Source organism: Pseudoselenomonas ruminantium, from assembly GCF_900104055.1.
Classification (GTDB): domain Bacteria; phylum Bacillota; class Negativicutes; order Selenomonadales; family Selenomonadaceae; genus Selenomonas_A; species Selenomonas_A ruminantium_C.
The window spans coordinates 81,069-82,515 of sequence record NZ_FNJQ01000010.1 but is presented as its reverse complement, the minus strand read 5'-3'; the positions used below and the strand labels follow the sequence as shown (position 1 = coordinate 82,515).

2 protein-coding genes are annotated in these 1,447 nt (G+C 46.1%); both read left to right on the top strand.

Translation table 11 applies throughout. From position 1 onward, the window contains the following. Positions 1 to 117: 117 nt before the first annotated feature. A complete protein-coding gene (locus tag BLQ59_RS06180) occupies positions 118 to 258 on the top strand; it encodes an Arc family DNA-binding protein (protein ID WP_256324618.1) in 141 nt (46 codons plus the stop codon). Positions 259 to 351: 93 nt separating this feature from the next. After that, positions 352 to 1,447, top strand: a 1,096-nt coding sequence (locus BLQ59_RS16180; RefSeq protein WP_218122871.1) for a sugar transferase, incomplete at its 3' end; no start/stop codon positions are given.

Genomic DNA, 1,447 nt, shown 5'->3' with positions numbered 1-1,447 from the left:
AGTGTCAAAAAGTACACTTTTTGACATAAGTTACATTGCATTAAGCTTAAAAGACACGCAAGTGTAAATCTGATACAGAAGGAGAAAGATATGTTCCAAGTACGACAGACTGAAGAAATGATCAATAAAACATTCCGCCTTCCCCAGAGCCTCCTGGAGGAACTGACAAAGGTAGCCGAATCCGAACACGTATCGGTCAACAACCTCGTCCGCCAATGCTGCGAATACGCCCTCAGCAATATGAAAGCTGAGAAATAATCAAACAAGGCTGAAAAAAAAGCCTTCCCCTTGAGGGGCAGGGGAACCGCTTCAGCGGTGGATGAGGTGGCAATCATATCAGAAAGGAATTATATGACATTGACAGCAGATACTACCCAAAATTCCATAAGGCAAAAGGCGAGGCGTTATCTGGCACCGGTTCTGTTCCTGCTGACTGACTACATGGCCGTCATTCTGACCGGTCAAATGTCAACGTCAATCTATGACCTATCAATTCACAGGGCTTATCTATACTTTTGGCTGCCCTTGACGTTCCTGTTATTTCTCGCCCAGTCGCGGATCTACAATACCATGCAGCCATTCATCTATACCGCGCGCAGCATCTTCTATGGCATATCTTATGCCATGCTGGCTTGTGTGGCCGCGTTGTATTTCTTCACGAGCTGGCAGGCGCCGCGTTCTTTTTTCATAGTTTTCTGGCTATTAATGCTAATCACGATTTACTGCGAACGGCTGATCGTCAGTTTTTATCTGAAACATCGCCATCATCTTTACGAGGATGTAATCATGATCGGTGCCGGTAAAACCGCCGAACGTGCCCTGCATTTTTTCAAGGATGACTTGGGCTATCGCTATAATATCGCCGGTTTCATTGACGATCATCCCGTTTCGGATAAGATTCCCCGGCATTACAAACTGCTGGGGACTGTGGATGAAGCAGAGCAGATTATAAAAAGCAGCCATGCCCAAACGGTGATCATCACGGCTCCAGGTATGGAACGGGATAAACTCCAGCATCTGATCACCACAGTCCAGCCGCATGTAAGGCATCTGTCCTATGTACCGGATCTTATTGGTACCCCAATGGCCGATGTAGAAGCACAGTCCCTGTTCAGCGAAGAAATCCTGATGCTGCATATGAAGAATAATCTGGCCCTGCGTCGTAATCGGATTTACAAGCGGGCCTTTGATCTGATTTTGACTGTTATCGGCGGATTGGCAATCAGTCCGATTCTGTTAGCGCTTGCGATTTGCATCAAGCTGGATTCCAAAGGCAGTGTATTCTACAATGCAGATCGTATTGGCAAAGATGGCAGGAATTTCAAATGCTACAAATTCCGTTCCATGCATGTCAATGGCGATGAAATCCTCAGAGATTATCTGGCAAAGAATCCTGTTGCCGCTGAAGAATGGAAAAAATATGCAAAGCTCCGGGATTACGATCCTA

Coding starts and splice junctions, on each gene's coding strand:
- BLQ59_RS06180 (WP_256324618.1), top strand. CDS start 118: ATGATCAATAAAACATTCCGCCTTCCCCAGAGCCTCCTGGAGGAACTG.